Origin of the sequence: Bradyrhizobium sp. BRP19, assembly GCF_020194195.1 — a bacterium.
In the GTDB taxonomy this organism is placed as follows: Bacteria; Pseudomonadota; Alphaproteobacteria; order Rhizobiales; family Xanthobacteraceae; genus Bradyrhizobium; species Bradyrhizobium yuanmingense.
In genome coordinates, this window is the sequence record NZ_JADYVZ010000013.1 from 92,720 (window position 1) to 116,209 (window position 23,490).

The 23,490-nt window shown below is 65.6% G+C and carries 26 protein-coding genes; 13 read left to right on the top strand and 13 right to left on the bottom strand.

The window, feature by feature from the left end; translation table 11 throughout:
• Window positions 1-55 precede the first annotated feature (55 nt).
• Window positions 56-775 carry a hypothetical protein gene (locus I6F36_RS29570; RefSeq protein ID WP_225140428.1) on the bottom strand — a complete coding sequence of 240 codons (720 nt, stop codon included), beginning with the start codon at window positions 773-775 and terminating at the stop codon, window positions 56-58.
• Between the two features lie 283 nt (window positions 776-1,058).
• On the opposite strand from I6F36_RS29570, the gene I6F36_RS29575 reads away from it, so the two are divergent.
• Complete coding sequence (locus I6F36_RS29575) at window positions 1,059-1,607, top strand: TetR/AcrR family transcriptional regulator (protein ID WP_225114033.1); 549 nt, start codon at window positions 1,059-1,061, stop codon at window positions 1,605-1,607.
• A 55-nt stretch (window positions 1,608-1,662) separates the two neighbouring features.
• Here the strand turns inward: I6F36_RS29575 and I6F36_RS29580 are convergent, their stop codons facing one another.
• Window positions 1,663-2,460: an adenylate/guanylate cyclase domain-containing protein gene (locus I6F36_RS29580; RefSeq protein WP_057026102.1), complete on the bottom strand. Its 798-nt coding sequence runs from the start codon at window positions 2,458-2,460 to the stop codon at window positions 1,663-1,665.
• Between the two features lie 176 nt (window positions 2,461-2,636).
• Between I6F36_RS29580 and I6F36_RS29585 the strand changes: the two genes are divergently transcribed.
• The 3 genes from I6F36_RS29585 (at window position 2,637) to I6F36_RS29595 (ending at window position 3,572) form a co-directional block, all read left to right on the top strand.
• Window positions 2,637-3,005 carry a rhodanese-like domain-containing protein gene (locus I6F36_RS29585; protein ID WP_109145166.1) on the top strand — a complete coding sequence of 123 codons (369 nt, stop codon included), beginning with the start codon at window positions 2,637-2,639 and terminating at the stop codon, window positions 3,003-3,005.
• 94 nt (window positions 3,006-3,099) lie between these two features.
• Window positions 3,100-3,306: a hypothetical protein gene (locus I6F36_RS29590; protein ID WP_050995990.1), complete on the top strand. Its 207-nt coding sequence runs from the start codon at window positions 3,100-3,102 to the stop codon at window positions 3,304-3,306.
• 86 nt (window positions 3,307-3,392) lie between these two features.
• A complete protein-coding gene (locus tag I6F36_RS29595) occupies window positions 3,393-3,572 on the top strand; it encodes a hypothetical protein (RefSeq protein WP_036011671.1) in 180 nt (59 codons plus the stop codon).
• Between the two features lie 181 nt (window positions 3,573-3,753).
• On the opposite strand, the gene I6F36_RS29600 is transcribed toward I6F36_RS29595, so the two are convergent.
• From I6F36_RS29600 to I6F36_RS29615, 4 genes are all read right to left on the bottom strand, one after another.
• The gene (locus I6F36_RS29600) at window positions 3,754-4,077 is read right to left on the bottom strand and encodes a hypothetical protein (protein ID WP_158284442.1); all 324 of its coding nucleotides are present in this window, start codon (window positions 4,075-4,077) and stop codon (window positions 3,754-3,756) included.
• A gap of 56 nt (window positions 4,078-4,133) precedes the next feature.
• Window positions 4,134-5,339, bottom strand: coding sequence for an adenylate/guanylate cyclase domain-containing protein (locus I6F36_RS29605; protein WP_225172696.1), 1,206 nt, complete (start codon window positions 5,337-5,339; stop codon window positions 4,134-4,136).
• A 101-nt stretch (window positions 5,340-5,440) separates the two neighbouring features.
• On the bottom strand, window positions 5,441-6,025 hold the full coding sequence (locus I6F36_RS29610; protein WP_225128740.1) for a HutD family protein: 585 nt from the start codon (window positions 6,023-6,025) through the stop codon (window positions 5,441-5,443).
• Between the two features lie 148 nt (window positions 6,026-6,173).
• Window positions 6,174-8,264, bottom strand: a complete 2,091-nt coding sequence (locus I6F36_RS29615; RefSeq protein ID WP_225172697.1) for an adenylate/guanylate cyclase domain-containing protein — start codon at window positions 8,262-8,264, stop codon at window positions 6,174-6,176.
• Between the two features lie 308 nt (window positions 8,265-8,572).
• On the opposite strand from I6F36_RS29615, the gene I6F36_RS29620 reads away from it, so the two are divergent.
• From I6F36_RS29620 to I6F36_RS29635, 4 genes are read left to right on the top strand one after another with little or no spacing between them, the layout of a single operon-like run.
• Complete coding sequence (locus I6F36_RS29620; protein ID WP_036035872.1) at window positions 8,573-8,878, top strand: DUF2282 domain-containing protein; 306 nt, start codon at window positions 8,573-8,575, stop codon at window positions 8,876-8,878.
• Window positions 8,879-8,915: 37 nt separating this feature from the next.
• Entirely contained in the window at window positions 8,916-9,830 is a 915-nt protein-coding gene (locus tag I6F36_RS29625; protein ID WP_225172698.1) for a DUF692 domain-containing protein, read from the top strand.
• The gene (locus tag I6F36_RS29630) at window positions 9,820-10,602 is read left to right on the top strand and encodes a DNA-binding domain-containing protein (RefSeq protein WP_225172699.1); all 783 of its coding nucleotides are present in this window, start codon (window positions 9,820-9,822) and stop codon (window positions 10,600-10,602) included. Before I6F36_RS29625 ends, I6F36_RS29630 begins: the two co-directional genes overlap by 11 nt.
• Window positions 10,599-11,138: a DoxX family protein gene (locus tag I6F36_RS29635; protein WP_225172700.1), complete on the top strand. Its 540-nt coding sequence runs from the start codon at window positions 10,599-10,601 to the stop codon at window positions 11,136-11,138. The genes I6F36_RS29630 and I6F36_RS29635 overlap by 4 nt, the downstream gene beginning before the upstream one ends.
• Before the next feature lie 51 nt (window positions 11,139-11,189).
• On the opposite strand, the gene I6F36_RS29640 is transcribed toward I6F36_RS29635, so the two are convergent.
• Genes I6F36_RS29640 through I6F36_RS29650 form a run of 3 tightly spaced genes read right to left on the bottom strand, consistent with a single transcriptional unit; the run spans window position 11,190 to window position 13,273 of the window.
• Entirely contained in the window at window positions 11,190-12,035 is an 846-nt protein-coding gene (locus I6F36_RS29640) for an SDR family NAD(P)-dependent oxidoreductase (protein WP_225172728.1), read from the bottom strand.
• A 1-nt stretch (window position 12,036) separates the two neighbouring features.
• Window positions 12,037-12,597 carry a carboxymuconolactone decarboxylase family protein gene (locus tag I6F36_RS29645; protein WP_225172701.1) on the bottom strand — a complete coding sequence of 187 codons (561 nt, stop codon included), beginning with the start codon at window positions 12,595-12,597 and terminating at the stop codon, window positions 12,037-12,039.
• Window positions 12,575-13,273 (bottom strand): TetR/AcrR family transcriptional regulator, encoded by a 699-nt coding sequence (locus tag I6F36_RS29650; protein ID WP_225172702.1) that lies wholly within the window; start codon window positions 13,271-13,273, stop codon window positions 12,575-12,577. The genes I6F36_RS29645 and I6F36_RS29650 overlap by 23 nt, the downstream gene beginning before the upstream one ends.
• 100 nt (window positions 13,274-13,373) lie before the next feature.
• On the opposite strand from I6F36_RS29650, the gene I6F36_RS29655 reads away from it, so the two are divergent.
• From I6F36_RS29655 to I6F36_RS29665, 3 genes are all read left to right on the top strand, one after another.
• Window positions 13,374-14,378 (top strand): tripartite tricarboxylate transporter substrate binding protein, encoded by a 1,005-nt coding sequence (locus I6F36_RS29655; protein WP_225172703.1) that lies wholly within the window; start codon window positions 13,374-13,376, stop codon window positions 14,376-14,378.
• Window positions 14,379-14,403: 25 nt separating this feature from the next.
• Window positions 14,404-14,943, top strand: coding sequence for a VOC family protein (locus I6F36_RS29660; RefSeq protein WP_225172704.1), 540 nt, complete (start codon window positions 14,404-14,406; stop codon window positions 14,941-14,943).
• A gap of 89 nt (window positions 14,944-15,032) precedes the next feature.
• On the top strand, window positions 15,033-15,845 hold the full coding sequence (locus I6F36_RS29665) for a class I SAM-dependent methyltransferase (RefSeq protein ID WP_036011720.1): 813 nt from the start codon (window positions 15,033-15,035) through the stop codon (window positions 15,843-15,845).
• 29 nt (window positions 15,846-15,874) lie between these two features.
• Here the strand turns inward: I6F36_RS29665 and I6F36_RS29670 are convergent, their stop codons facing one another.
• Both I6F36_RS29670 and I6F36_RS29675 read right to left on the bottom strand, forming a co-directional pair.
• Window positions 15,875-17,416, bottom strand: a complete 1,542-nt coding sequence (locus I6F36_RS29670) for a L,D-transpeptidase (protein WP_036026748.1) — start codon at window positions 17,414-17,416, stop codon at window positions 15,875-15,877.
• A gap of 262 nt (window positions 17,417-17,678) precedes the next feature.
• The gene (locus I6F36_RS29675; protein ID WP_109145177.1) at window positions 17,679-19,115 is read right to left on the bottom strand and encodes a lipopolysaccharide biosynthesis protein; all 1,437 of its coding nucleotides are present in this window, start codon (window positions 19,113-19,115) and stop codon (window positions 17,679-17,681) included.
• Window positions 19,116-19,394: 279 nt separating this feature from the next.
• Between I6F36_RS29675 and I6F36_RS29680 the strand changes: the two genes are divergently transcribed.
• Window positions 19,395-20,483: a glycosyltransferase gene (locus I6F36_RS29680; RefSeq protein WP_036011738.1), complete on the top strand. Its 1,089-nt coding sequence runs from the start codon at window positions 19,395-19,397 to the stop codon at window positions 20,481-20,483.
• Window positions 20,480-21,547, top strand: coding sequence for an endo-1,4-beta-xylanase (locus tag I6F36_RS29685; RefSeq protein WP_225172705.1), 1,068 nt, complete (start codon window positions 20,480-20,482; stop codon window positions 21,545-21,547). The genes I6F36_RS29680 and I6F36_RS29685 overlap by 4 nt, the downstream gene beginning before the upstream one ends.
• A gap of 104 nt (window positions 21,548-21,651) precedes the next feature.
• On the opposite strand, the gene I6F36_RS29690 is transcribed toward I6F36_RS29685, so the two are convergent.
• Both I6F36_RS29690 and I6F36_RS29695 read right to left on the bottom strand, forming a co-directional pair.
• Complete coding sequence (locus I6F36_RS29690) at window positions 21,652-22,599, bottom strand: DUF6492 family protein (protein WP_225172706.1); 948 nt, start codon at window positions 22,597-22,599, stop codon at window positions 21,652-21,654.
• A gap of 96 nt (window positions 22,600-22,695) precedes the next feature.
• Window positions 22,696-23,490 (bottom strand): protein-L-isoaspartate O-methyltransferase, encoded by a 795-nt coding sequence (locus tag I6F36_RS29695; RefSeq protein WP_225172707.1) that lies wholly within the window; start codon window positions 23,488-23,490, stop codon window positions 22,696-22,698.

Consider the following 23,490-nt stretch of genomic DNA (forward strand, 5'->3'; position numbering starts at 1 on the left):
ATCTCCCACGGCACAACATCACATCGGGCCAGTTAAATTACACCTAGTGTAATTTTCAAGCGTTGTGCCGCCCGAGCCTGTTGACCTTCTCGTGAACGACACCTGCGCCGCGGCCCTCCCGCGCTGCGCGATTCAGTGGCCGCAGCGAAGCTCTGAGGATCCCGCGCAGCCGGACAAGCAAGAGGGCGGCTAGCGCCCGCAGCTTGGCCAGCGTCCCGGCGCGGATGACGGTCAGCACGGGGAGCAGCGCGAGCAGAAGGCTGAGGCCAATCCAGCGCAGAAGGCGGCCGGCCAGAAAGGCCTGGATCGTCGGGGTCCAGTCGTCCACCACGAGATTGACGGTCGCGGCGAACGCCGCCTTCGCACCGAGACAGAGGAAGCTGTTCGAAACGACGTTCGCCAGATCGAAGCAGGGATGGAACGAGATGGCGCACAGCAGGATGAGAACGCCGAAATTGCCGAGATACGGCGAATGTATGGCCTTCACCGCGCGCGCGAGGGTCCGAGCGACAAATCGACGCTGGTCACGTTCCCTTGGCGAGCCTTGCACGGCGCCATCGAGGCGCTGCTCGCCGGCATGACGGGCTCGCGCGTCATGTATCGTCCGGGGGACGGATTGCAGGCTCCTGCGAGGTCTGCTGATTGCACGGCGAGGCCGGTGCGGCGCGCCCTGGCGATGGCTGGAGGCGACGTAACCGGCAGGATTGCGGCGTAGAAGCTCGATGTTGCCGGAGCTGCGCGTGCGCTGGTCCTTCCCGGCCGCCGCTTGCAGCAAGCCGGCCTCGGCATCGTGGAAATCGCAACGCGAAGCATCGGCATCCCGGTCGTTCGCCGGGCCGTCCCTGTCTGCAGTCATCTTGATCCAGTTCGCTGGTCTTGGACGCCTCGAATCGGCCCGAGCCTTGCTGGCCGGCCTCACATGCAGTAATTTCGCACTTGATGCGGAATTTTATCGCACTGAGTGTAATTTTGAATGAGGCCGTTGTGTGTCGAAACAGGACGGAGACGACCCATCACCGAAAAGCGAGGGACTGAGGGAGCAAAAGCGCCGCGAAACGTTGCGACGGATCACCGACACCGGTCTGAGGCTCTTCCTTCGGAACGGCTATGAGGCGACGACGCTCGACGCCATCGCGGAGGCAGCGGGAATTTCGCGTCGGACCTTCTTCTATTATTTCAAGTCGAAGGAAGACATCATCCTGGCCTGGCAGGGCGGTCTCGCCGAAGCCATAGGGCGCGCCGTTCTGGAGCAATCGACCAAGCAGCCGCCGCTCGAAGCGGTGAAGAATGCACTGGTCAGACTCACGGCGTCCTACGAGGACGTCCAGGCCCGGAAACAAATGATGGAGATCGACCGGTTCATCCGCACCAACGAGACGCTTCGCGCCCGCGAGGCCACCAAATACGCCCAACAGGAACAGGCGGTCTTCGACGCGCTCTGCACGATGTGGCCGCAGCCCAAGCGGCGAACGGCACTCCGCATAGTCGCGATGGTCTCAATCGGAGCTTTTCGCCTTGCGATCGACAGTTGGAGCCAGGATGAGGGAAGGCGTCCCTTCGCCGCCTATTTGCGGGACCGTTTCGCAAACATGAAGGCGGAAGCTTGATCCAGGGGCTGTGACTGAGGCGCAGCCTCGCAAGGCTTATTGCGCCGCGATGCCCTCAGCCCTCCACCCGGTACAGCCGCCACCTTTCGGGCACCCCCTTGAGCCGGTGCTGGCCATGATCCCTCAGGTTGATTGCGGACTGCGCCGCCATCAGTTCCTTTACCGCGCTCGAAACCAGCACCTCGCCCGCGCGTGCTTTCGCTGCAACCCGGGTGCAGATGTGGAACGCGAGGCCGACCATTTCGCCGCCGCTGATGGTGTATTCGCCCGCGTGGAGACCCACCCTGATCTCGAGGCCGAGCGTGCGCACGGCTTTCTGAATCGCGGCCGCGCAGGCGATGCCGGCAGCGGGTTTCCTGAAGGTCGCCAGCACGCCGTCGCCCGTGGTCACGACCTCCTTGCCGCGGCACGTCTTCAGCTCCTTGCGGACCGCCGCGTAATAATGGCCTATCACCTTGGTCCAGCGCGCATCGCCGAGCTTGGCTGCCTTCGCCGTGGAGCCGACGATGTCCACGATGAGGATGGTGGCGAGCGCCTGCTTGAGCTCGGCGGCGCGGGCAGCCGACCGGCGCCGGTTCGCGATGGGTCCGGTCAGCGGCTCATAGCGGTGATTGCGGCGCCGCGCGATCGCGGCTTTCGTGTACTCCTGCGCGCGCTGCGCGGTGCCGCAACGGATCGTCTTCTCCTGCGGCGACCGCGACCAGTAGACCTTGCGCCCGGCGCCGGCGCCCTGCACCTCCACCGCGCCCCATTTCAGGAAGACCGCCGCGCCGACGCGTCTGACGCACCACGCCTTCGAGGTGTATCCGGAGACGTTGGACTGATGGACACCGATGCGGAGAAATTTGGGCATGAAGGTGCGGCCAGAGACCGTTTGGGCGTAGCTTCGGCAAGGCTAGTCGGACAATCCGGCCTTGGCAACCGGACCTCCGGCCTCTGACTCCGGCGGGACAAGCTTATCCAGGAGCGATGTCCAGATCGATGTGCTATCCTCCTATGGGGCGGCAGAAGAAAATCCGGAGAGAATTTATGGCAACGAGTGTCAAGCAAATGCTGGAAGCTGCGAACGCGGCGGTCCCGAAGATCACCTCGGAGCAGGCGGCCGAGATGATCAACAAGGGCAACACGCTGGTCGTGGACGTTCGCGATGCGCCGGAAGTCGCCGCCAGCGGCAAGATCGCCGGCGCCGTGAACGTCTCGCGCGGGATGCTGGAGTTTCGCGCCGACCCGGAGTCGCCCTATCACGACAAGGCGTTCGACAAGGACAAGACCGTCATCCTCTATTGCGCATCCGGCGGCAGGTCGGCGCTGGCCGGCAAGCTCTTGAAGGATATGGGTTACGAGAACGTCTACAACGTCGGCGGCTTCAAGGACTGGACGGGCGCAGTCGAGAAGTAGCGAGAACAGCGGCGCGGTTCCGTTGACTGCGCTGCGAACTCCGATTGGCACTTTCTGCGGCAAGGCGCGTTGCGGTGTTGTCGAGGAGGCGCAGATGACCAAGACCAAGGCTGCCCACGCACAAGACGCCAAGATTCCCACGCAAGCAGCGCTCAATCCCGGTGACGAAGCTCCGCCCGGAACCAAGGGCACCGGCGACGACGTCTGTCCCGATTGTCACGGCAAGGGACGCATCGACGGCGCGCCTTGCGCCACCTGCGGCGGGAGCGGCACCGTCACGCGGGCGGTCGGCGGCGCCTGACGCCGCTTGGTCCAGCGGCTTCACCCTCAAAGCAACGATCGGCCCTTCACGTGTGTTTTCCCCAACTGGAGACAGTGAGGCGCACCATGAACAAGACGACCGGACTGACACCCGACGACTTTCCGATCGAAGCCGACAAGGACAAGCTGAAGACACACAAGGGCGAGCCGGTGGCCTCGGCCGAGACCGAGCAGATTGCGGACGAGATCGCCGACCGGCTGAACGAGCAAGCCCACCAGGAAGAGCAGGACCGCTGGTCAGCCTAGTTCAGCGGGTTTGCGGCGCCCCATCGAATTTGGAACGACCACGCGTTCCCGCGCATTGGCCCTTCGCCGGCGTCTCACCATTCCGGCAAATGGCGGCCCCGGCTCAAGCCCGCCCCCGGATGCCGGGCCGGGGCCGCCTAGAGCGCGATGCGATTAGGATGAACCGTCATCGCGCTCCAGGTTATTGTTTGAGCATGATCTTTTCGGAAAACCGCTGCGCACTTTGCGCTGCGCGGCCCTCCGGGTCCGGATCATGCACCAGGCCGAGCACAGGAGCGGACATGAAAGCACTCGTCATAGCAGGGCTCATCGCGGCGCTCGCCTCGTCCCCTTCCGCCTTCGCGCAAAGCGGCGCGGGGCCGTCGAGGACGGGCTCAGGCATCAATTCGACCGGCACCGGCGGCACGACCGGCGCGGGCGCCTCCAGCCTCAATACGTCGTCGGACGCCAACAACGGCGGCGCCAATGCACCGGCGAAGTCGTCAACGATGAGGCCGGGCGACAACGATCCGGCCAGGCAGACCCAGGGGGGCCAACAGGCCCTGCCGAACGCCCCCGGAACTAACCGGAAATAGCGCGAGCCGGATAGGCATAGAGCTCGATGGGGGCGTTGAAGCCGCGCACCTCGTGCCGGCCGACATGCTCCAATGCGAACTCCTTCTCGACCAGCTCGGCGAAATCGCGTGATAGCAGCACGTTCCTGCCGAGCGTCTTGGTCAGCGCCTCCAGGCGGGAGGCCATGTTGACGGCCGGGCCGATCACCGTGAAATCCAGCCGCTGGGCCGATCCGATATTGCCGTACATGACATCACCGACGTGGACGCCGATGCCGTAATTCAGCGGCGCGCGGCCGGTCGCGCTGTTCCGATCGTTGAGCGCGGCCATGGCTCCCCTCGCCTCGGCCACCGCATGCAGAAGATTGGCGCAGGCGTTCGGCTGATGCAGCGGGAAGATGGCGAGCAGCCCGTCGCCGATGAACTTCAGGATCTCGCCGCCGTGCCGCGCGATCGGCTCCGACATCGCGTCGAAATAGTCGTTGAGAAGGTCGATGACATCGTCGCGCGGCCAGTTGTCGGAGATCTTGGTGAAGTCCCTGAGGTCGCAGATCATGATCGCGGCGCGCACCGTCGTGCCGGTGCCGCGCCTGGTGGCGCCGGCCAGGATCAGCTCGCCGGCATGGGAGCCGACATAAGTTTCCAGCAGCGTGCGCGCCAGGCGATTCTTGATGCGGATCTCGCTGACCAGCGCCAACACCGGCAACAGCTTCTTCAGGCCGGCGATGTGGACATCGTCGAAACCGCCGGGACGATCAGTGGCGAAGGTCACGACGTGGCGCTTGCCGAGCGTGTGGAGCAGCGGCCAGGCCACATAATCGGTCATGCCCAGCGAGCGCATGTCGTCATAGAGAGCATGCTTGCGACCGAGCGAGGTATCCTGCTCGAGCTTTTCGCGGACCTCGTCGGCACCATCATGGATCTCGTTGGCGGAGCTGCCGATATATTCGGACCGCTCGCGAACGTCATAGTCGGCCAGCGTGATCTCCGCCTCGCGCTTGCCGTCGGACCACATCATGCGGGCGCCCAGCCATTGCGGATGATGGATCATCACGTGAAGCGTCGACCGCTTGAGCGGAATGCCCGCCTGCTGCAGGCGGATGCACATCTGCGCAAAGATATTATCGATGTAGCGCTCGTCGCGCGTGCCGTTGGTCAGCCAGTCGATGACGCCGTCGGCCTGCGTGGGGGCGTATGTGTGTGGCGCATTCATATCCTGCCCCTCGAGCTGCGGTTTAGCCAGCAGATATCGTGCGCCGGCCCGGCGGCGTCAACCTAGCGAGTTGCATGGATTGTGCGCATCGGTCTGAGGTTCTAGACCAGAAGCCGGATCGACCCCAGCACCGCCAGACCCGCGACGAGCGCAAGCTGCGACGGCCCGGCCAGCTCGACCTTCAACGTGCCGGTGCGGGGAATCGCAAATTCCTCGTTGTCGAGGCGGATGCGGCATTCGCCGCGCGGGGCGTAGACCAGATGCGTGCCGGCGGCGAGGTGCCGGTCGCCGGGCTGCTTCAACGCGAGGAGATCGATCTCGGCCGCGCCGCGCCGCGCCATGAGGTTCACGACCTCGACGGGACCGGCCTCGAGCTCGGTCACGATCTCGAGCTCGCCGGTGAACCGCACCGTCGTAAAAGGTTCACGTTCGTCGAATTCCTGCGTCGGCGACTTCAGCACCAGCCCGCGGCCCTCGACGACCATTTGCAAGCGGTCGATGCCGGGCATGTGGGAGAACGGACCGGACGCAAGAATCGGCGTCGACGCAAAGCGCCAGAGCAGGCTGTCCCAGTCCTTCCGCGGCGCATCGGCCCGATGCGCATCCGCGATGTCGGTGAAGACGCCGGCGCCGTTCTTCCACGGCGAGCGGGTGTAGTTTTCAGGATTGAGCAATGTGGTCTTCATGTCTCGAACTCATCCGGGAAAGTCAGGAATGTAACCGAGTTTGTAGCCTGGATGAAGCGCAGCGCAATCCGGGTTAGCTCGCGCCGTGAAGCACCGGCCCCGGATTACGCTCCGCTCCATCCGGGCTACAGGTCCCCGGATGATGTCGCTATTTCGACGCCAATGCCGCCACAGGCCGCCAGCTGACGTCGGGCGCAGCTGCAGCGAGCCGACGGCAGCGGTCACGCATCAGCTCGGCCGGGCGATCGTCGCCGCGCCGCTTCAGCACCGCCTCGAAATCGGCGAGCGCATCGGCAAAGCGGCGGGCGCGATAGGCGGCGAGGCCGCGCTCGTAATCCGCGATCCAGCCGATGCTGCCGACCGCCGTCTCGTTCACCATCCCGATCAGCTCGTGGACGGAGAGTCCCTCCTCGCGTCCGTAGACCGCGATGCTGTCGACCTCGCGCGTGACGACGGCGCCGCGCGCCAGACGTTCGGTCGCCGCGCCGACCAGGATCTGCGTGCCGTAAGATTTGTTGGCGCCTTCGAGCCGGCTCGCGACATTCACGGCATCGCCGATCACGGTGTAGTTCAGCCGCAGCTCCGAACCGATATTGCCGACCAGCATGCGGCCGGAATTGATGCCGATGCGGATCTGGAGCGGCTGACCGAGATCGTCGACGAGGCCCGACTCGTCGATCGCTTTGTGGCAGGCGAGCGCGGCACGGCAGCATCGCGCGGCGTGATCGCCTTGCGGCTGCGGCGCGCCCCAGAACGCCATCACGGCATCGCCGATGAACTTGTCAATGGTCCCGCCATTGGCGACGATGATCTCCGAGGTGAGGTCGAGATAGCGCGACAGCAGCGGCACGACGCGGTCGCCGAGCCGCTCCGACAGCCCGGTGAAGCCGGCGATGTCGATGAACATCACGCTGAGCTCCTGAACGCTGCCGCCGGGCTTCGCCTCGACGCCCTGGCGCAGCAGGCCGCGGACGAGATCCGCCGGGATGAACTTGCGGAATGCGGACAGGCCGGCCGCCATCTCCGCGATCGCACCCGATAGGCTTGCGATCTCCTTCAGCCGCGACGGATGGCGGCGGACCTGCTCCAGCGCGAAGGCTTCGACATGGCGCAGTTCGCCGACGACGCGCGACAGCGGCGCGGCAATGACGGACCGCGCCAGCATCGCCGAGGCCAGCGCCGCGAGCACGGCGCCGACGGCGAGGCCGAGGATAAGGCGATGCAATGTCGTCTCGACCGGCCCGAGAAATTCGGCCTCGGGGATCACGGTCGCGAGCGACCAGCCGGGAAACGGCAGCGGCGTCAGCGCGACCTCATAGGCCGCGCCGCCCGAGGTGAGCCGGCTTTGCCAGGCCTCCTTGCGGCCGGCCTCCCCGGCCTGGTCGAGCGCTGCGCGCGCCAGCGGCAGCAGCGCCGTGTCGCCGTGCGCCGGATGGAGCTCGTCGGCGTCCTTGTCCGGCGCTGCGACGAGCTCGCCGCTGCCGTCGACGATGAAGGCGGTGCCGGTGCGTCCGACCTCCAGCTGCGACAGGAAGCGCGCAAGCCTGGTATATTCGATGATGACGGCAAGCACGCCTTGGCGCTCCTGGTAGACGTCGATCGGGCCGGCGAAGGCGATCGACGGCCGCTCGCCGGTCGCGTGGTCCATCACCCTGAACCATTGCGGGTCTTCCGCGCCGAGGCCGGCCTTGAACCAGGCCTGATCGGCGACGCGGAAATCGGTCGGCTCGAAGCGGCGGTTGGCGAACTCGATGTCGCCGGGCACCACGTCGTATTCGTCGACGCGGCGCTCGCCCGGATGATCCGTCAGCGAGATCTCCATCATCTCCAGGCGCCGATCGCCGAGCTTGTGCGCGGCGAAGAAGGAGCCGTCAGGCCAGCCGAACGCGACCCAGGAAATCGTGGCCTGCGATTGCAATTGCGAGAGGAAGACGAATTCGCGCTTGTCGGCCTCGCGGGTGTCGAGCACGTTCTGGAGGAACAGGGTGCGGATCGCGGTATGCGCGGCGCGCGCCTCGTCGACGATGGCCGAGACCTCCTTGCGCACCGCCGCGACGATCTGCTCGTTGATGGTCGAGGCGAGCTGCCGGCTGGCCGCCTCCGCGGTGCGCCACCACAGCAGGCTGGAGAGCGCCGCGGTCAGCAGGATCGCGGCGAGGACCAGCGCGGAGACAGCAAGGCGGATACTGACCGTCATCCTTGCGATCGCGCGCAGCTGGCGTCCGGGATCGACGTTCATGGTTTTATCCGCCTTTGGGTGGGCGCGACTCCTGTCATCTTCCTACGCAGATTTCCTACCGTCCGTTACCTCTGCCAAGTTTGGTCGGACGCATCCAATGCTCTCGCTCTAACGTGTCGATAGCGCCAAGGCATTGGATTTGGGCACCCACTTGCCCGCTAATCCCGTCCAAGCGCACCGACCGTGCGCCCGATCCAATCGATCTCACGGTTTCGTGAGCAGCCCGCCGTAACACGGGCGGCGCGCGGAACGAAGGAGATCATGCGCGCTCGCCTGCCGGGCGGCACCATTCGAACAGGAGAACCTCGATGTCTGCCAAACATACCGTCACCTCCCTCGTCCTCGCCGGTGCGGTGTCGACCGCGCTCGCGACCCTTGCCTCCGCCGCCCCCCTGAGCAAGGCCGAAGCCGATGCCGCCGTCGCCGCCAAGAAAGAGAAGTGCTTCGGCGTCGCACTGAAAGGCCAGAACGATTGCGCGGCGGGACCGGGCACCACCTGCCAGGGCACCTCGACCGTGGACTACCAGGGCAATGCCTGGAAATTCGTCAAGGGCGGCACCTGCACCAGCATCGAGCTGCCGGGCGGCAAGAAGGGTTCGCTGAAGCCGGTGTAACGGCCGGCGCAACGGCAAGCGCGAACGGAGCAGCACAATGAGCACAATCAGGCCGGCCCCGCCAGCAGCGCTGCCGCTCCGCTTCGCAACGCCGATCGGCGGCGTTGCCGGGACGAGCTTCAAGCCCGAGCACCTCCCGGCAATCCTCGAGGCAAAGAATCGGCGCGGCTTCTTCGAGGTCCACGCCGAGAACTACATGGGCGCCGGAGGGCCGCCGCATCGCGCGCTGGAGGCGATCCGCCGCGATCATCCGCTCTCGCTGCACGGCGTCTGCATGTCGATCGGCGGGCCCCGGCCACTCGACAAGGCACATCTGGCACGCTTCCGCGGCCTGGTCGCGCGCTATCAGCCGGCGCTGGTCTCCGAGCATCTCGCCTGGTCGACGCACGAGACCAGCTTCTTCAACGATCTGTTGCCTCTGCCTTATACGGCGGCGACGCTGGCTTGCGTCTGCGATCACATCGACCAGGTGCAGGAGGCGATCCGGCGGCCGCTGCTCTTGGAGAACCCCTCGACCTATCTCGCCTTCCGCGAATCCACGATGCGCGAGACCGAGTTCATCCGCGCCGTTGCGGAGCGCACCGGCTGCGGCCTGCTGCTCGACGTCAACAACGTGTTCGTCTCCGCGGCCAACCATGGATTTTCGGCGCTCGATTACCTCGCCGATTTCCCGCTGTCGCGCGTTGCGGAAATTCATCTCGCGGGCCATGCCGAGCAGGCCGACGACGAAGGTGACCTGCTGTTGATCGACAGCCACGACGGCCCGGTCACTGACGCCGTCTGGAAGCTCTACGAGATCGTGATCCGGCGCCGCGGGCCGGTGCCGACGCTGATCGAATGGGACAGCAAGATTCCGGACTGGCCGGTCCTGCAAGCGGAAGCCGCGGCCGCCCAGGCGATCCTCGACCGCCATCAGTCCGTCATGCCGGCAGGAGAGCGTCATGCCGCCTGAACCAGGTTTGTGCTTTGCCGCATCGTTCGCGCCGGCGTTGCTGGATCCGGAGCGCAGCACGCCTGAATTCGTGACCGGCCCCAACGGCAAGGCCGCTGGCCGGCGCTATGACGTCTACCGCAACAACGTCACGGTCAGCCTGATCGACGCGCTCGCCGCGATCTATCCGGCGGTGCAGCGCATCACCGGCACCGACTTCTTCCGCGCCATGGCGCGCTTCCATGTGCGCAGCAATCCGTCGACATCGCCGCTGCTGTTCGAATACGGCCGCGATTTTCCGGATTTCATCGAAGCCTACGAGCATGCGCAAGGTATGCCCTGGCTCGCCGACGTCGCGCGTCTCGAGCGGGCCTGGCTCGATGCCTATCACGCCGCGAACGCCATCCCGCTGTCGCCGGCCCGGCTCTCGGCGGTGACGCCCGACCGCCTGGCTGATCTGGTTTTCATTCCGCACCCGGCCGCGCGGTGCCTGCGTTCGAATTACGCTGCCGTGACGATCTTTGCGGCCAACCGCGACGACGCACCGATTATGCGGATCGATGCCTCGACGCCGGAGGATGCCCTGATCACGCGCGGCGAATTCGACGTCGCCGTGCGCCGCCTTCCACCCGGCGGCGCGGTCTTCGCGCACCATCTCATGTTGGGCCGGCCGCTCGGCGAAGCCGCGGCGGCGGCGCTGGAGGCGGCAAGCGAATTCGACATCGCCGCGAACATTGCCGGGCTGATCGAAGCCGGCGCCTTCACCTCGCTCTGTTGCGGAGACCCATCATGATCACGGAGCAGCCCATGACGCCCGCCAGCGGCCTGGCGTCGCCCGGAGCACTCATCGACAGAGCCAATCATCTGATGCAGGCGCTCGCGATGCCATCGCTGGTCCAGCTGGTGCTGCGCCTCGCGCTGGCCGTGCCGTTCTGGCGCTCGGGCCTGCTCAAATGGAGCGGCTTCCTCGAGCTCAACGACACCGCGGTGACGCTGTTCAGCGACGAATTCATGCTGCATCTGCCCGGCGGGCCCTATCACTTTCCGGCCCCGACGGTGATGGCCTTTCTCTCGGGCTCCGGCGAGATCATGTTCCCGATCCTGCTGGTGCTGGGACTGGGCACGCGGTTCGCCGCGCTCGGGCTGCTGTTCATGACCGTGATCGTCGAGCTCACGGTGCCCGACGGCTGGCCGATTCACCTCACTTGGGCGGCGATGGCGCTTGCCCTCATGGCTTACGGGCCGGGGCACATCTCGCTCGATCATCTGATCTGTCGCATCCGTAGCCCGGATGGAGCGCAGCGCAATCCGGGGCAGGTTGCGCGGTGAGGCATCGGTCCCGGATTACGCTTGCGCTCCATCCGGGCTACAGAAGAGCACTTACATCCCGCTCAGGCCGCTATCGACTGCGAGGGTCTGTGCGGTGACGTAGACGCTTTCGTCGGAGAGGAAGAACAGCACGGCATAGGCAATCTCCCAGGCTGTCGCCTGGCGGCCGAACGGGATGTGGCTCTTGCCGCGGGAGGGACGGCCGGCGCCGGCTTCGCGGCCGTTGGGGGTGTCGACTAGGCCGGGATAGACGAGATTGGCGCGGATGCCGCGGCGGGCTCCGAGATGGACGATGTTGCGCATCAGACCGCCGAGCGCGGCTTTCGAGGAATCGTACACCGCCATCTGCGAGCCCGCCTTCAGCGCGGCGATGGAGGAGATGAAGACGATGGCGCCGCCATCGTCGAATTTCGGCAAGCCGGCGCGGCAGCACAGCATGGGGCCGCGGACATTGACGTCGTAGATCTTGTTCCACTCCTCGGGGCTGACGGCATCGAGCCCGACCTTGCCGAATGTGCCGACGTTCAGCACCATGCCGTCGAGCCCGCCCATGGCGCGGCGCGCCTCGTCGATCATGCGGACGACGTCGGCCTCCGAGGTGACGTCGGCCGCGATGGCAAAACCCTCGCCGCCTTCATCCGTGATGCGCTTCACCGTCTGTTCGGCGGAGCTGCGGTTGAGATCGGCGACCGCGACCTTGGCGCCCTCGCGGGCGCACAGGATGCTCATGGCACGGCCGTTGCCGATTGGATCGCTCGCTGCGTCGAACACGCGTTGGCCGCCGCCGACGATCAGGATGCGGCGCCCCTTCAGGCGCCCCCTGCCCGGCGCTTCTCCGGATGATTCCGCGCTCGGCGGACGAATGTAGCGCTCCGGCTTGCTCTCGGTGTCCGCCATCTCAGCCGGCTGGCTTCTTGCCGCCGTCATAGACCTTCATGCCAGCGGCGGGATCGAGATCGGTTTCCGTTGCTTCGGTCAGGCGCGCCATCATCATGTAAAAGCCGAGCGCGACGATGGCTTCGACGATTTCCTGGTCGCTGAAATGTTTTCGCACGGCCGCGAAGATGGTCTCGGGGACACGGACGTTCTCGACCACTTCGCGGCCGAACTTCAGCAGCGCGCGCTCGGCCTCGCTCAGGCCGGCGGCGTCGTAGTCACTACGCTCGACGGCGTCGATCTGGGCTTGCGTGCAGCCGACGCCGAGCGCGATCGGCACGTGCTGGCGCCATTCATAGGCGCCGCCTTCGAGCTGGGCGGACTGGAGGATCAGAAGCTCGCGGTTGACCGCGCTGAGCTTCTGCTTGTGCAGGATGGAATTGCCGAGCCGCATCGCCGGGATCATGTTGGCCTCGGCATGGGCCATCATGCGGAAGATGTTGAGCTTGACCGGCATGCGGTCGAACGAGGCGCGGATGTCGCCGCTCGTCGTCTCCGGATCAATCAGGGGCAGCCTTGCCACGCGTTTCTCCCTTGGTCTTTCGTTTCTTGTTGTCGGCGTCACGGCCTGCCGCGACCAGCGACAGGAAGAAGGTGAGGTAGCGGTCGATCGCCTCGATCACCTTCGGCCGCGGCGACGGCACCGCGCCCATCACGTAATGCTCGAGGCGGATATAGATCAGACCGGCGGCGAACAGCCGCGCGGTCTCGCGCGGATCAGTGGTCGAGATCAGGCCGGCGAGCGCGAAGCCGCGGAAATAATCCGTCATCAGGCTCTGCTCGCGCGCGTAGAAATGATCGGCGAATTTGGCGCGAATGCCTGGCACGCGGTTGCGCTCGGCGGTGATGACCTTCTGGAACTGGTGCTCGCGCGGATCGGACCATTGCTCGACGAGGTCGAGCGCGAACTGCCGGCAGAACTCCGCCGGCTGCCGCGCCAGCTGCTTGTAGCGCGGCTCCTCCAGCCGGCTCGCCGAGCTGGCCGGGCCATGCTCGCTGACGATCGCCTCGAGGATCGCCGCCTTGCCGGGGAAATGGTTGTAGAGGCTGCTCTCGCGGATGCCGACGCGGCGCGCGAGCTCGCGCATCGAGGCGCCGCCATAACCGCTCTGCGCGAACAGGTTGAGCGCTTCGGCGAGGATGCGCTCGCGCGTCGTGGGCGCAGCCGCTTCAGCCGCGCTAGAGGTGTCGACAGCCATGCTGCTTGACTAACGAACGCTCGTTCGCTAGTCAACCGTACGAACGATCGTTCGTTTCAACTCCGCTCGATAAGCGGAGAGCAATTGGGGGAAGAACGCCATGGCAAGCCACGCTCGCCTTTTGCCCGCGCAAACCATCGCAGCGCTTCGCATCGTCACATCATTGCTGCTGATCCTGTCTGCGGCGGCGTCGGCCCGTGCCGAGGATGCTGCCGCCTACCCCACCCGCAAGATCAGGATGCTGCTGCCTTACGCGGCCGGCGGCGGTGGCGACGTGGTCGGCCGGCTGCTTGCGGACAGGATGGGCAAGACGCTCGGGCAGAGCATCTATATCGAGAACCACACCGGCGCCGCCGGCACGATCGGCACGCAGATGGTCGCGACATCCGCCAATGACGGCTACACCATCACCGTCGGCGGCATGACCACGCATGTGCTGGCGCCCGCGATCTATCCAAAACTGCCCTACGATCCGATCAAGGACTTCACCACGATCGGGCGCGTCGGTGTCTCCTCCATCATGCTGGTGGCCACCAAGGACTTTGCCGCCAATGACATCAAGGGTCTGGTCGCGCTGGCCAAGAAGGGCGAGCCGATCCAGTACGGCAGCTGGGGCGTCGGCTCGACCGGGCAATTCTGCGCGGAAATCCTGATGCAGCAGACCGGCATCAAGATGGACCACGTGCCGTTCAACGGCATCGCAAAGCTGGCCGGCGATTTGCTCGGCCGCCACATTTCCCTGGCGACGCTCGACGTCGCCACCGCAACGCCGCTGGTGAAGGAGGGCTCGATCAAGGCGCTGGCGGCCTGCGGCGAGCGGTCGCCGAGCCTGCCCGAAATCGCCAGCTACAAGGAGCAGGGCGTCGCGTTCGACCGCAGCCTGTCATGGGCGATGTATGCGCCCGCCGGCGTGGCTCCGCCGATCGCCACGAGGCTGTCGGCGGCCCTGAAGGAGGCCCTTGGCGATGACGTCGTGAAGCAGAAGCTGCTGGCGCTCGGCATCACCCCGCAATTCGTGCCCGGCGGGGAGCAGCGCGACATCAACGCGCGCGACATTGCGGCCTGGAAGCAGGTTGCCAAGGACGCCGGCATCGAGGTCAAGTGAGCAACACGACAAGAGGAGCGCGGGCATGAGCCGCATCTTCGGCGCGGTGCGCCAGAACGGATATGTGGTGCGGGACATCCACGCCGCGATGAAGCATTGGATCGAGGTGATGGGCGTCGGCCCCTGGTACTACATGGACCGGATCAAGACCGACTGGTTCCGCCATCGTGGCCGGGATTCCGCCGTCGAGATGAGCATTGCACTGGCGAATTCCGGCGATCTCCAGATCGAGCTGATCCAGCAGCGCAACGACGCGCCCTCGCTCTACAGGGAATTCCTCGATGCTGGGCACGAAGGGCTCCAGCACATGTCGTACTGGAGCCACGACTATCAGGCGCTCTACGACAAGGCGCTCGGGCTCGGCTATCGGATCGGCCATGAGGGCCAGATCGGCGGCAACAAGGGACGCTTTGCCTATTTCGACACGCAGGCGCATCCGGGCACGGTGATCGAAATGTCCGACATCAGCGGCACCAAGGGCCCGTTCTTCGAGAAGGTGCGGCAGGCCGCGATGAGCTGGGACGGCACGCGGCCAATCCGCGAGATCGGCGGCGGGAGATCGTAGAACCGATTGCCCGCAATGTACGCCGTTGCTGGCTCTTGCGGGAAACCATGGTAACGTGGCCTCGTGTCCGAACCTTCAGCGAGGCTAGCATGCCCGACACTGACAAGGTTTTCGCCGGCTCGATTCCGAAAATCTACGACGAGTATCTGGTCCCGATGATCTTCGCCGTCTATGCGGAGGACATCGCAAGGCGCGTTGCCGCACGCTCTCCCGCTGTATTGCTCGAGATCGCAGCGGGCACCGGTGCGGTGACGCGTGCCGTGGCGGCGGCGCTGCCGCGCGGCGTTCGATACGTTGCAACGGACCTCAACGAACCGATGCTCGCGGTCGCAGCGCAGCGCCAGGCGAATGACGATCGCATCACCTGGCGCCAGGCGGACGCAATGGCCCTGCCCTTGGGCGACGCCGAGTTCGACGTGGTCTGCTGCCAGTTCGGCGCGATGTTCTTTCCGGACCGCATCAAGGCCTATGGCGAGGTCAGGCGCGTCCTGAAGCCGGACGGCACGTTCGTGTTCAACGTTTGGGATCGCATCGAGGAGAATGCGCTCACGCATGAAGCAACGGTCGCGCTCGAGAAGCTGTTTCCCAATGATCCGCCGCGTTTCATGGTCCGGACGCCGCACGGCTATCACGACAAGGCCGTCATCAGGAGCGATCTCGAACGAGCTGGCTTCCGCGACATCTCGATCGAAACCCGATCCGAAATCAGCCGCGCGCCTTTAGCCGAAGATGTCGCCATTGCGCTCTGCCAGGGCACGCCGCTGCGCAGCGAGATCGAGGCACGGGATGCCGGCAAGCTTCAGGCTGCGACCGATACGGTTGCGGAGGCAATCCGGGCCCGCCGTGGATCCGGTCCGGTGGAGGGCAAGATCCAGGCGATCGTGATCGAGGCCCGCCCGTAGCAGGGGCGTTGGCCGAGGCGGCGCGTCCTTTACCAGAAGCCGCGCTGGAACGGCTGCGCCGGCTGATAGTACTGGTACTGGCTGCGCCGGCGCGGGTTGGCCGGCTGGACGTAGGGATCGCGGTAGAAGAAGCCGAAGCCGTTGTCCCAGCCGTCATCGCTGGCGATCATGGCAGGCGCGGTCGGCTTGCGCGTGATGAAGCCGCCTTGCGGCTCGTTGCTCAGCACCGCGACGAACTCGGTGCGGTAATTGGTCTCGCTGCTCAGCGGCTCGTCCGAGACGACGATCGAGGAGCGCGGCAACGCGGTCGGCCCGATGCGGTCCCATACGTCCTGCGGGATGGTGATGCGGTCGAGTGCGTTGCGGGCCTCATCGCCGTTCTCGATCGTGACAACGCTCCAGCGCAGGCCCGTCCCGGTCTTCGCCATCGCCGTAAAGATATGCGTGCCGATCGGCTGCTCGGGATTGCGGATCGTGACGGGGACCTCGATGCTGGTGTCGAACACCTCGCCGCCGCCGTCGGGCGCCGGCTTGTGCGTGTTCCGACGCACATAGAGCTTCTGCGTCGCCCGGCTGATGTAGACCGAGACCGGCTCGCCCGCGAGCTTCGCGTCGGTCGCCGCCTTCACGGCCTCGGTCTTTCTGGCCGCAGCGGTCTTCGCGGCTTCCTTGGTCGCAGCCACCGCATCGCGCTTCGGCTGCGCGGCGGCCCTGGCGGCCTCGAGCTGCGTCGCCGCGTCGGCAGCCTTGGTTGCTGCCTTCTGCTTCAGCTCCTCGGCCTTGGCGCGGGCCTGATCCGTCTTGGCATTTGCGAGCATTTTGTCGGCGAAGGCGAGCTCGGCATCGGCGCGGGTCTTCTGCTGCTCCAGCTTGCGCAACGCGGCCGGGAGCGAGGCGGCTTCCTTCGCGGCGGCGGACGCAGCCTTCTTGGCCTCGTCGGCCGCCCTTGTGGCCTCCTCCGCCTCGGCGGAGAGCTTGTCGGCCCGGCCGGGCACGGCCGCGATGGCCTCCGGCTTTGGCACGAACAGCGAGGGATGAGAGAATTCCGTCGGGACCGTGTCATGCGGCGAGACGATCACGCGCATCCCGATATAGGTCTTGTCGAACACATTCTCGGCGAAGCCGAACGGCATTCGCACGCAGCCGTGCGAGGCGGCATAGCCGGGCAGCGGTCCGCCATGCAGGGCGATGCCGTTCCAGGTAATGCGCTGCATGTGCGGCATCCAGGCATCGTCATAAAGGCTCGAGCGATGCTCCCGGTTCTTCTCGAGAATGGCAAAGACGCCAGCCGGCGTCTCGCGTCCGGTGGTGCCGGTCGATACCGGCGCGCGCACGATCCAGCCGTCGGCATCGTAGAAAGTGACCTGCTGGCTCTTGATCGACACGATCGCCATGACCGGATCGCCGGCCACCCGCGGCGCGACTGCCTCGGCCACCTGGCGCTGCTGCTTGGCCGCAATCGCCGGGGTGGCCGCCGCAAGGGTCGCCGCCGCCACGAGCGCCATGATTCCGGCAGGCCCCCGGCGCCCCACCGCCCTGATGGATTGCGCCGTCGTCGATCGGTTTTTCATGCCATCCTCGGTCGAGCTGCCAGTCGGCTGGTATCGCTCACGTGTCAGATTGGAATCGTTGCATTAAGAAATTGCAGTCGCCTTACGTTCCGTCTGTGGCGGGATTCGGTACGTTCGGACGACAAATCTCTCATATACGACGCCTCGCGGAGGCGGAAGGCGGCCGTCAGCCGAGGGCAGCCGGAGCTGGCCTCAATCGCTGCGGCAGAATGTCCGGATCACCTTTTGGTGCGACCATACGGACGCGCGGATAGCCCTTCCGCTAGACGCCGAGAGCCTTGCGGTTCAACGTTCGCAGGAAACGCAGCGACAACGTTCGCACGTTCGCAACATTGAGCAGCCAGGCCGCGGCCGCATAGGCAAGGCCGCCGGCGAGGCTGACGATGACGAGCGAGGCGAGGCCGGTGCCGCCCACTTGCGCGCGCGCAACAAGGATCGCCGCCGCCATCAATGCCGCGGAGGCAGCGACGCCGGCGAGGCGATTGAGCTCGAACGGGACCGGATGGGCCCGATGCATCAGGACGAGTGCGACCAGGAAGCCGATCGCCTCGGTTGCCAGGGTCGCCAGCGCCGCGCCGTAAAGGCCGTAGCCGCCGATCAGCGCGAACATCAGGATCACGCTGATCACCAGCGTGAGGAAAGATTGCGCCGCCAGCATGAACGGCCGCTCGGCGAGCTGGAAGCTGATCTGCACGTAGAACTGATTGGCGATGCCGAAAAGCCGCGCAAGCACCAGTGTCGGCAACAGGGCCGAGACGCCGGCGCGGAAGTCGATCCCGACGAGCGTTCCGGCCACCTGGTCCGCCGCAAGCGCAAGCCAGACCGCAACGGGCGCCACCACGACGAGCAGCAGCTCGAGGCTTTCGGTCAGCCGCTCCCGCGTCGTCTCGCCGTTGTTCTCGGACAACGACCGGAACACCAGCGGCACGGTCGCCGCGGCGACGCTGGATGCGATCATGACCATGAACTGGCGCGGCAGATCGGCGGCAACGCCGAAGATGCCGGCAGCGTCCTTGCCGAGCAGATAAGCGACAATGAGGCGGTCGCAGGCCGAATAGACCGCCACGGACAATCCCGCCAGCGTCAGCGGCAGGCCGTAGCGCGCCAGCTGCATGAACTGGCTGCGCTGGAATCGCGCGATCCCGGTGCGGTCGCCGACGAGGTTCAGGATGATGCCGGCGAGCGACCCCAGGCCGAATGCGGCGAGCAGCCCCAATCCACCCCAGCCGAGCCAGATTCCGAGAAGACCGAAGCCGACGCTGGAGACGCTGCGCACGATCGAGATCGCCGCGAACCGGTAGGGGCGCAATTTAGCGCGCTCGAACTCCTGGCCGACATCGACCGCATTGGCCATGATCGCGACGAACATGCTGGCGAGCAGCAGCTCGACGCTGACATCGCTGCGGAACAGGACGACCAGCGGAGTGGTGGCGCAGAGCACCGCGGCCGTGAGCGCGAAGGCGACGATTGCCGTGCCACGAAAATCGACCTCCGCCGACATCGCCTGATAGCGCGACACCGACAGCTTGATCCAGGCGAAGAAGATCGCGCCCAGAATCCCGGCAAGGCTGATGCCGACGACATAGACGCCGTACTCCGCCGGGCTGAGGAGCCGCGTATAGGCCGTGACGGCGAAGAAGCCCACCGCCGCAGGCAGGATGTAGGCGACGAGATAGATCGAGAAATGGCGGTTCAGCATGCGAGCACGGGACCGTGGGCGGCCATCAGGATTAACGGATCGTTAAGACGATTGGGTGCGACAATCGGGGCTCGCCGCTGGCATTGCCAAGGATAGGTCAAGGACAAGTCAAGGATAGCCGGATAACCCTGCAAATCGGATCGCTAATGGAGCGAGCACGCGGTTATCGCGCGTTAGCGTTAAATTTGCCCTGTCCTTGAAGGAGCGGGCGCGATCACAGAAAAGAAGCAATGATAGCGAAACGTCGCCCGACTCCTCCGACGCACTGATGTAACTGATATGGACGTTGTCGAACGAACACGGGCGAGATCGACCTCCCTCCCGCGTCGAACCGCCACTGCTCCCGCGGCTCCGGCGTATCCCGGCGCGAAGGGCCGCGACAGGATGGTCCTCAACCTCTTCTTCGAGGAACGAGACGACCGCTGGTTTCCCGGCGACCGTCACCTTCGGCCGCTGCTGCGCCGGTTGCTGCTGGGCAAGTCCTTCATCAGCGGACAGCGGCGCGTTCTGCTCAATCTGTGCGCAGGTCTCGATCGGCTTGGCATTCGCTACCGCGTCAACGATTATCGCTACATTCGGAAGCATCCGGAGGAACTGGCCTGCATCATCGGCCGGCCGTTCGTGCTCGACTGGTTCAAGTGGAAGAATCCACTGCTGCTTGGCGTCGCCATGTATGACCATCCAATCGACGCACCAGAAACTCTAGAGGATCTCGACGTGAGGCAGGTGCTGTTACCGTGCGCCTGGTATGCCGACATGTTCCGTCCGCACTGGCCCCATGTCGGTGCCTGGCCCGTCGGCATCGAGACGGATCTGTGGGTCCCGGCGCCGGCCGCGCAGAAGAAGATCGACGTGCTGCTCTACGACAAGGTCCGCTGGGATTACGACCGGTATCAACCGGAGCTGATCGAGCCGATCCGAAAGTTTCTCGAAGCCAGCGGACGCACGGTCGAAACGATCCGCTACGGGCACTACAAGGAAGAGGATTACAAGACCGCGCTGGCGCGCTGCCGCAGCATGATCTTCCTCTGCGAGCACGAGAGCCAGGGCATCGCCTGCCAGCAAGCACTGTCGAGCGGCGTGCCCGTCTTCGCCTGGGATCGCGGCGGACCCTGGCAGGATCCGAAATATTTCCCGGACAAGGTGCGATACGAGGGCAACGTGTCCTCGGTGCCCTATTTCGACGCGCGCTGCGGCATGACCTTCACTGATGCGGGCAGCTTCGCGGCGGGCTGGGGCCGTTTCTGGTCGCAGGTCGACGCAGGAGGCTTCGCGCCGCGCGATTATGTGCTGGACCACCTGACGCTCGAGAAGGGCGCGCTTCACTATTACGAAATCGCGGAAGCCGCGATGCAGCGGCACGCGTGACCGGGCTCGACCGACGCGAATTCCTGCTCGGCAGTGTCGCAACGCTCGCGGCGGGCGCATCGGCGTCCGCGGTGCCGGCCTCGAAACGCGTCCAACGCCGCCCGGGCTACGGCGCAGCCGCCACGCTCTGGGACCTGCAAGCCGATCCGCGGCTCGGCGAGGCCATCGGCACCTATTGCACGCAGGTGGTGCCGGTGCTCGAGCTGAAATGGCCGATGCTGCGGCCGGACGCCCATACGTTCACCTTCGAGCGCGCCGACGCGATCCTGGATTTCGCGCGCGACAACGATCTGACCATGCGCGGCCACGCACTCGCCTGGTATCACGACATTCCGGACTGGACCAAGCAGATCAAGGGCAGCAAGGGCGTCGAACGCGCCTATCTCGACCACATCGGCACCGTCGTTTCCTACTACAAGGACAAGCTGACGTCGTGGGACGTCGTCAACGAGCCGATCCCGGACAATCCGCGCAGCCCGAAGGACCGGCGCGACACCTTCTGGACGCAACATCTCGGCGATCGCTGGATTCCGCTGGCGTTCCGCACGGCGGCCGCGGCCGACCCCTTCGTCAAGCTCGCGATCAACGAATATGACATCGAGTCGGCGAAGGACTCGTTCATCGCCAAGCGGGCGGCCTATCGCACCCTCATCATGGACCTGCTCGATCAGGGCGTTCCGCTCCACGCCGTTGGACTGCAGGCGCATCTGCACGCCGAGCTCGAGATCGACACGCACGGGCTCGCCGAATTCGCCACCGAGCTGCGTTCCTGGGGGCTCGAGGTTCTCATCACCGAGCTCGACGTCGACGACCAGAAGCTGGCGGGAAGTCCTGCGGAGCGCGACGCCGTCGTCGCCAAGCGCGTCGACGACTTGCTGACGGCCGTTGCCGCGAGCGGCCCGGTGCGGTCGATCCTGACCTGGGGCATCTCGGACCGCTACAGCTGGATCAACGGCACCTTCGCCCGCAAGGACAAGCAGCCGAACCGTCCGCTGCCGCTCGACGGCGAGTTCAAGCCGAAGCCGTTCATGGACGTCATCAGCAAGTTCACGAAGGACGGCTAAAGCGCGATGCGATTAGGATGAATCGTCATCGCGCTTTAGATTATTGTTCGAGCATGATCTTTTCGGAAAACCGCTATGCACTTTTCCGGATCATGCTTTAGAAATCAGCGTGTCTTCGGCGTTTCGAACGCGGCCACATCGCCGATATGATCGGGGGCCAGGCTCGGCGCGCGCCGCTCGCGCGAGGAGAGGCGGAACACGTCGCGGATGTCGGCGATCGACGTCGACGAATAGGACTGAATGCAAAGCGCGACCTGCTCGGGCGAGGCCGTCCGCATCATCGCTTCGATGGCCGGGCGGTCGAGCGGCGTGTCGTCCCAGTGCGAGACCGCGATGCTGTCTTCGGTGAGCCGATGTCGCGCCAGGTGTTCCGGCGCATTGGCGACGAAGTTTCCGTAAAGCAGATACTCCGAAAACTTCTTCTTCCGGCACAGCGCCAGCGACCAGCTCAGGCCGGTCGCCGACTTGATCGCGTCCGTCATCGCACGCGCCGTGTCCCTGTCCCAGACCAGCGCGTTGCCGACATAATCGTCCGCCGGGAACGCGCGCTGCTTGATGCCGAGAAGCTGGTCGACGGTGCGCAGCCACAGGCCGTGCAACGGGTGGTCGGCGGCGATCGCTTTGCGCGTGACGAACAGCGGCGTCGTCTCAGCGCCGGCATATCGGCTGACGTCGAACTCGCGGAAGAACAGATTGTCCGAATCTAGGATGCAGGCGCGCTGCTCGGGCGCGTTGAGGACGCCGGCGATCTTCAGGATCTGCTGGATGTGCCAGCCGTGCACCGGCGAGGACAGCAGCGACAGCCAGACGCGCCGGCTGCCGAACTGGAGCGCCGGCGGCAGCGCGAACAGCCACTTCGGCAGATAGCGCGAGGCCGGAACGATGACCCGCTTGTCGGACGCGAAGCGCGCGAACAGCGGCACGTCCTCATCGTTAACGAGCACATAATGGCGCGTGTATCCCGACAGCCAGGTGTCGATGCTCTCGCTAAGCAGCGAAAAGCGTTCGATATCCTTGGCGTAGCTGGCAGTCAGCAGGGCAACGGAATGCATGGAGCACGCTCAAATGGCCATTAGACCCGCACTGATAGCGGCAATGCGAGATGCCGGAAACTCACGATCGAAATCAAGGTAAAGCGAAACGAAGTGTTAGCCATCCGACGGCAGCCCCTGCTCCAGCCCGCGAAAGCGGAGCGGCGCCAGGGCTGAGGCGCGCTGCCACCAGTCGGCGACGCGGTCGTCGAGGGCGGTCACGCCGCGGCCCCGGCCGGGAAAGATCCGGATCTGCTGGATCGCCTCTGCCTCGAAACCCCTGGCCCTCCGCGTGATCTTGAGGGCGGCGCCTTCGCGGTCGCGCTGGGTCAGCGGCACCAGAAGACGGCCGCGCGGACGGAGCGACCGCAGCCAGAGCGGGTGCGGGTGCGGGAAGCCGGCATGGACGATGATCACATCGGCGGGCTCGCTCACGTCCTTGCATCCATCGCCGTGGACGACCGTGACATTGCCATAGCCGCGCAAATAGCTCGCCGCCCGGGTCGCGAGCCGATCGTCGCATTCGATCGCATGGACGCGGCCCTTCTCGCCGACCATGATCGACAGCACCGCGGAGAAATAGCCGAGGCCGCAGCCGATCTGCACCACACGGTCCGCCCGCTTGACGTCGAGAGTGTCGATCAAATGCGCCCACAGGCTTGGCAGGCCGGTGTCGAGCTTGCGGCGCGCATCGATCGCGACGAGCACGTTGTCGTAGAGATGAACGGGATCGGCGTCGGGCGTCAGCCGGTAACTGCGCGCTGCCTCGCCCTTGATGCGCCACGGTCCCCTTGGCAGAAATTCCTCGCGCGGAACGGCGGCGAGCGCGGCGAGCAGACGCTTCGAGGCAATCCGCTCGCGCCTGGCGATCAACTCCACGTAGCGCGCCCGCGCGGCGGCAAGATCGCTCAT

Excerpts from the sequence above, each read along its gene's own strand:
- I6F36_RS29580 (WP_057026102.1), bottom strand. The coding sequence starts at position 2,460 with ATGCCCAAATTTCTCCGCATCGGTGTCCATCAGTCCAACGTCTCCGGA.
- I6F36_RS29585 (WP_109145166.1), top strand. The coding sequence starts at position 2,637 with ATGGCAACGAGTGTCAAGCAAATGCTGGAAGCTGCGAACGCGGCGGTC.
- I6F36_RS29590 (WP_050995990.1), top strand. The coding sequence starts at position 3,100 with ATGACCAAGACCAAGGCTGCCCACGCACAAGACGCCAAGATTCCCACG.
- I6F36_RS29595 (WP_036011671.1), top strand. The coding sequence starts at position 3,393 with ATGAACAAGACGACCGGACTGACACCCGACGACTTTCCGATCGAAGCC.
- I6F36_RS29605 (WP_225172696.1), bottom strand. The coding sequence starts at position 5,339 with ATGAATGCGCCACACACATACGCCCCCACGCAGGCCGACGGCGTCATC.
- I6F36_RS29610 (WP_225128740.1), bottom strand. The coding sequence starts at position 6,025 with ATGAAGACCACATTGCTCAATCCTGAAAACTACACCCGCTCGCCGTGG.
- I6F36_RS29615 (WP_225172697.1), bottom strand. The coding sequence starts at position 8,264 with ATGAACGTCGATCCCGGACGCCAGCTGCGCGCGATCGCAAGGATGACG.
- I6F36_RS29620 (WP_036035872.1), top strand. The coding sequence starts at position 8,573 with ATGTCTGCCAAACATACCGTCACCTCCCTCGTCCTCGCCGGTGCGGTG.
- I6F36_RS29625 (WP_225172698.1), top strand. The coding sequence starts at position 8,916 with ATGAGCACAATCAGGCCGGCCCCGCCAGCAGCGCTGCCGCTCCGCTTC.
- I6F36_RS29630 (WP_225172699.1), top strand. The coding sequence starts at position 9,820 with ATGCCGCCTGAACCAGGTTTGTGCTTTGCCGCATCGTTCGCGCCGGCG.
- I6F36_RS29635 (WP_225172700.1), top strand. The coding sequence starts at position 10,599 with ATGATCACGGAGCAGCCCATGACGCCCGCCAGCGGCCTGGCGTCGCCC.
- I6F36_RS29640 (WP_225172728.1), bottom strand. The coding sequence starts at position 12,035 with ATGGCGGACACCGAGAGCAAGCCGGAGCGCTACATTCGTCCGCCGAGC.
- I6F36_RS29650 (WP_225172702.1), bottom strand. The coding sequence starts at position 13,273 with ATGGCTGTCGACACCTCTAGCGCGGCTGAAGCGGCTGCGCCCACGACG.
- I6F36_RS29655 (WP_225172703.1), top strand. The coding sequence starts at position 13,374 with ATGGCAAGCCACGCTCGCCTTTTGCCCGCGCAAACCATCGCAGCGCTT.
- I6F36_RS29660 (WP_225172704.1), top strand. The coding sequence starts at position 14,404 with ATGAGCCGCATCTTCGGCGCGGTGCGCCAGAACGGATATGTGGTGCGG.
- I6F36_RS29665 (WP_036011720.1), top strand. The coding sequence starts at position 15,033 with ATGCCCGACACTGACAAGGTTTTCGCCGGCTCGATTCCGAAAATCTAC.
- I6F36_RS29670 (WP_036026748.1), bottom strand. The coding sequence starts at position 17,416 with ATGAAAAACCGATCGACGACGGCGCAATCCATCAGGGCGGTGGGGCGC.
- I6F36_RS29675 (WP_109145177.1), bottom strand. The coding sequence starts at position 19,115 with ATGCTGAACCGCCATTTCTCGATCTATCTCGTCGCCTACATCCTGCCT.
- I6F36_RS29680 (WP_036011738.1), top strand. The coding sequence starts at position 19,395 with ATGGACGTTGTCGAACGAACACGGGCGAGATCGACCTCCCTCCCGCGT.
- I6F36_RS29690 (WP_225172706.1), bottom strand. The coding sequence starts at position 22,599 with ATGCATTCCGTTGCCCTGCTGACTGCCAGCTACGCCAAGGATATCGAA.
- I6F36_RS29695 (WP_225172707.1), bottom strand. The coding sequence starts at position 23,490 with ATGAGCGATCTTGCCGCCGCGCGGGCGCGCTACGTGGAGTTGATCGCC.